This is a genomic window from Dietzia sp. B44 (assembly GCF_014145245.1).
Lineage (GTDB): Bacteria > Actinomycetota > Actinomycetes > Mycobacteriales > Mycobacteriaceae > Dietzia > Dietzia natronolimnaea.
In genome coordinates, this window is the sequence record NZ_JAALEF010000214.1 from 1 (window position 1) to 4,818 (window position 4,818).

The window sequence follows — 4,818 nt, forward strand, 5'->3', positions numbered from 1 at the left end:
GTCCTGCGGGGCGGCCTCCGTCGCGGCGGTGTCCCCCGCGTCGGCCGTCCGCGCGACGGTGTCCTCGGCGCCGGTCGCCTGCGAATCGACCGTCTGTGAGTCGACCGTCTGCGGATCGGTCTGCTGAGCGGCCCGGACCGGGGCGGGCTGGTACTCGGCCACCACGACGTGGGCGTTGGTCCCGCCGAAGCCGAATCCGGAGACACCGGCCAGCGCCCGGCCGCTGTAGCGCGGCCACGGCCGGTTCTCCGTGACGACGCTCAGCCGCGCGGCGTCGAAGTCGATGTACGGGTTGGGGCCGGCGAAGTTGAGGGTGGGCGGGAGCGAGTCGTGCCCCATCCCGAGGATGATCTTGGCCAGGCCCGCGGCACCGGCCGCCGACTCCATGTGCCCGAAGTTGGTCTTGGCCGAGCCCAGCAGCGTGGGTCGATCGGCGTCGCGGCCGCGGCCGAGCACCTGTCCGATCGCGGTGGCCTCGATGGGGTCACCGAGGATCGTGCCCGTGCCGTGGGCCTCGATGTAGTCGACGTCCCTCGGGTCCACACCCGCGTCGGCGTACGCCTGGCGCAGCACCGCCACCTGGGCGTCCGGGTTGGGGGCGGTCATCCCGTTGGAGCGTCCGTCGGAGTTGACGGCGGACCCCTTGATGACGGCGAGGACCACGTCCCCGTCCCGTTCGGCCTCGGACAGGCGCTTCAGGATGAACAGTCCCCCGCCCTCCGCCCGGCAGATGCCGTTGGCGTCGGAGGAGAAGGCCTTGATGCGCCCGTCGGGGCTGAGCGCGGCCCCGGTCTTGGCGAAGCCCATGGTGGCGGCGGGCGCCAGCATCATGTTGACGCCACCGGCCACGGCCAGGTCGGACTCGTGCAGGCGCAGCGAGTTGACGGCCTCGTGGATCGCGACCAGGGAGGTCGAGCACGCGGTGTCCAGGGTCATCGAGGGGCCGCGGAAGTCGAACGTGTACGACACCCGGTTGGAGATGATCGAGTTGGAGGCGCCCGTGACCGCGTACGGGGAGGCGGCGGCGGAGTCGGAGGTGAGGAACACCTGGTAGTCGCTGGACGACGAACCGATGAACACGCCCACCTCGTGGCCCTTGAGGTCACTCGCGGGCAGGTGCGCGTGCTCGAGGGCCTCCCAGGTGAGCTCGAGTGCGAGCCGCTGCTGCGGGTCCACCATCTCCGCCTCGCGGGGACTCATGCCGAAGAACTCGGCGTCGAAGTCCCGCACCTCGGAGTCGTCGAGCCACCCGCCCCGGTCCGGGGCCTCGGCCAGGACCTGCTGGACGTAGGAGTCACCCGCCCACTCGGACCAGCGGGTCGCCGGACGCGGGCTGGTGGCGTCCCGGCCCTCGGACAGCAGTTCCCAGGTGGCCTCGGGCGAGTCCGCGCCGCCCGGGAAACGGGTGGCGAAGCCGATCACGGCGACGTCGAACTCCATCCCCGCCCCACGGTGGCGGAAGGTGTGGAGGTCTCCGGGCTCGTCGATCTCGGCCGGTCCGTTGACCACGTACTCGGCGAGAGAGGCGATGGTGGGGTGCTGGTAGGCCACCGTGGCGTCCAGGGGACGGCCGAGCAGGTCCTCGAGATCCGCCGAGAGGGTCACCGCGTCCCGGGAGGACAGCCCGAACTCCTCGAGGGAGCGGTCGTCGGTCACCTTGGCGACGTCGAGCCCGGTGGCCCGGGAGACCCAGCCCCGCAACCAGTCGCGGAGCTCTACTACCGTCATCTCGCTCTGTGCCATCGTGGGGATCGCCTTTCCATCGGGTCTCGTCCGGTGTGCTCGCCCGTCGCCGCCGCGCACCGGTGGTGCCGTGACGCGGCCCGGAAACTACTCCGCCGGCTCGTCGGGGAAGGCCGTCTGCTGGTGGCCTCCCCGCAGGGTCCCGCCGACGTAGGCGGTCTTGCAGGCGCGGCGGGCGATCTTGCCGCTGGAGGTTCGGGGGATGGACCCGGCGGGGACCAGGATCACGTCCTGCGCGGTGACCCCGTGCCTCGCCGAGATCGCCGAGCGGACCGCGTCCGCGATGGGTCCGGGATCCGCCTTCCCCGCACCGGGGGCGCGCTCGCCCACCACCACGAGGGTCTCCGAGGAGTCATCGGAGGGGATCACGGCGCCGTTACGGGCGTCGATCGGGAGCTGGTTGGCCGGCACGGAGAACGCGGCGACGAAGCCCGGGCGCAGCGAGGCGGAGGCGTCCTGCGCGGTGTTCTCGAGATCCTGCGGGTAGTGATTGCGTCCGGCGACGATCACGAGGTCCTTGACCCGACCGGTGATGTACAGCTGGCCGTCCACGTAGGCGCCGTAGTCACCCGTGCGGAGCCACCGTGCGTCCTCGGGGACGGTGCCGAACTCGCGCACCGTCCTCGAGTGCTCCGGGAGCCGCTCCGTGAGCCTGTTGCCGAACGTGGCCTCGGACTCCTCCGGCCGACCCCAGTAGGCCCGCCCGACGTTGGTGCCGTAGAGCCAGATCTCCCCGACCCGGCCCTCGGGCAGTTCCCGGCCGGTGCCGTCGTGCTCGCCCGTCGACCCGTCGACACCCGGCTCGACGATCACCGCCCACTGGCTGGGGGCCACGTACCCGCACGCCACCTGCGGGATGGCGTCCTCGTTGCCCTCCACCGCGTCGGGGTCCAGGACGGTCATGACGCCCTTGTTGAGGTCCTCCCGGTCCACGTGGATGACGATCGCCTCGTCGTCCTTGCGGGGCGAGGAGACGAAGAGCGTCGCCTCGGCCATGCCGTAGGAGGGCTTGATGGCGGTCGGCGCCAACCCGTACGGGGCGAACGCCTCGTTGAACGCGCGCATCGAGGCGGGGGTGACCGGCTCGGACCCGTTGATGATGCTGGTGACCCCGGAGAGGTCGAGCGACTCGCCCTCCCGGGGCAGGCCACGACGGGCCGCGTGTTCGAACGCGAAGTTGGGGGCGGCGGCGAAGACCCCGTCGCCGTCGGACATCGCCCCGAGCTGGGTGACCCACCGCCCGGGACGCTGCACGAAGGCCCGGGGGCTCATGACGGTGATCGTGGCGCCGCCCATCGCCGGCAGGATCACGGTGAGCAGACCCATGTCGTGGAACAGCGGCAGCCAGGTCACGCCGCGGGAGGCGCGGGTCAGGCCCAGCCCGTCGAAGAGCTGCATGACGTTGGTGACGACGTTGCGGTGCGTGATCTCCACGCCGGCGGGGACGCGGGTCGACCCGGAGGTGTACTGCAGGTAGGCGATGTCGTCCGCACCCAGATCGGGCCGGGTCCAGCCCGAGCCCAGCTCGGCGGGGATCGCGTCGACGGCGACCGTGCGGGGCCGCTCCCGGGCGGGCAGGTCGCGGAAGAGCTTGCGGACCCCCGCCGCCGACTCGGTGGAGGTGAGGATGACGGACGGCGTGCAGTCCCCGAGGACCGCGTGGAGTCTGTCGTGATGACCCGGCTCGTCCGGATCGAACAACGGCACGGCGGTGAGACCGGCGTGGATGGCGGCGAAGAACGAGACGATGTAGTCGAGCCCCTGGGGCGCGAGGATGGCCACGCGGTCTCCCCGCTCCGCCACCTGCTGCAGCCGTGCGGCGATGGCGTAGAGCCGGTCCCCGAAGTCCGACCACGACAGTTCGGCGACCTCACCCTGCCGCGACGACGAGTAGTCGATGTAGCGGTAGATCAGCCCGTCCGCCGCGGGGTCCCGGCGTGCTGCGGAGACGTTGGATTCGACGAAGTCGACCAGGGTGGTGCGATCAGGGATGACGATCGCCCCGCTGGCGTCGTGGTACTGCTCGAACTCCACGTTGCTCCGTTCCGAACCGATGACTGGATGGTCGACGTCGCCGACCTCGGACATACCGGGCGACAAGCTTGGTCGATCTTACAGCGTGCCCCTGCGCACATCCGAACTCCGAATCCTCGACCCGGCCAGGCGTGTCGCGCCCATGCACGGTACTCGGTCGGGCGGTCAGTCGTGGGCGATCTCCGGTGCCGCGTCGACGAGTTCCCGCACGTGTCCGATGGTCCACTCCGGAACCGTGGTCCCCATGACGACGTCCGGGTTGGTCGCGTACATGGCGTGGATGGCGTTGTTGGCGACGAACTCCTGGAACCGGGCCGCCCCGTCCACCACGTTGAGCGGGGCGTTGCAGATGAGGTCCCGGGAGTCGCAGATCTGGGCGGTCCGGTCGTCGAGCGCCCCGAAGCCGCCGGGCCGCGGGCCGGTCATGGTGGCACCCGCGATGAGCTGCGTGAAGCCCGTCACCGGCTGGAGCGAGATCTCCATCCCCTGACCGGTCCCCGGCGACAGCCCCGGGGACTGGCCCTCGCCGGGCAGGCGCCGACCGTCGGCGATGAGGACCGAACCCCGGACGAGCTCCGCCGGGACCGGCCCGTTGCCGGTGCCGATCTCGCTGGTGAGGTCGCCGGCGATCACCGCCCCCTGGGAGAAGCCGAGCAGGATGTAGGAGGTGTACGGGCAGCGGTCGTGGACCGCGACCAACTCGGCGCGCGCGCGATCCGTGCCCTCGGCCCGGCTCTGGTCGTAGGTGATCTCGTCGGGGCGCTGGGGGTTCCGGAACTGTGCCACGTACGGGACCGTGAAGACCTCCAGGCGCTCGGCGGGGTACTGCTCCCCCAGCGGGTCCGTGATGGTCTTGAGCAGCGCGTTGGGCAGGAACGACGGCGCGTAGGGGTCGTCGGTGGGGCTGCTCTCCCAGGTGCCCGGCACGGCGATCATCTGCACGTCGGGGCAATCCGCGGGCTGGGTCAGCTCCGGCTCCGCCGGGCCGGGCAGCGGGCCGTCCGGACCCGTCGGCAGTCCCCGGTCACCGATCCACCAGCC

General features: G+C 71.5%; 3 protein-coding genes. All 3 read right to left on the reverse strand.

What is annotated here, in order from left to right; all coding sequences use genetic code 11:
• Positions 1–1,743, reverse strand: a 1,743-nt coding sequence (locus G6017_RS07945; protein WP_241731425.1) for a type I polyketide synthase, incomplete at its 3' end; no start/stop codon positions are given.
• A gap of 87 nt (positions 1,744–1,830) precedes the next feature.
• Entirely contained in the window at positions 1,831–3,831 is a 2,001-nt protein-coding gene (fadD32, locus tag G6017_RS07950; RefSeq protein ID WP_095717077.1) for a long-chain-fatty-acid--AMP ligase FadD32, read from the reverse strand.
• A gap of 111 nt (positions 3,832–3,942) precedes the next feature.
• Positions 3,943–4,818 (reverse strand): cutinase family protein (locus G6017_RS07955; RefSeq protein WP_182610130.1); only part of this gene is annotated, 876 nt, incomplete at its 5' end.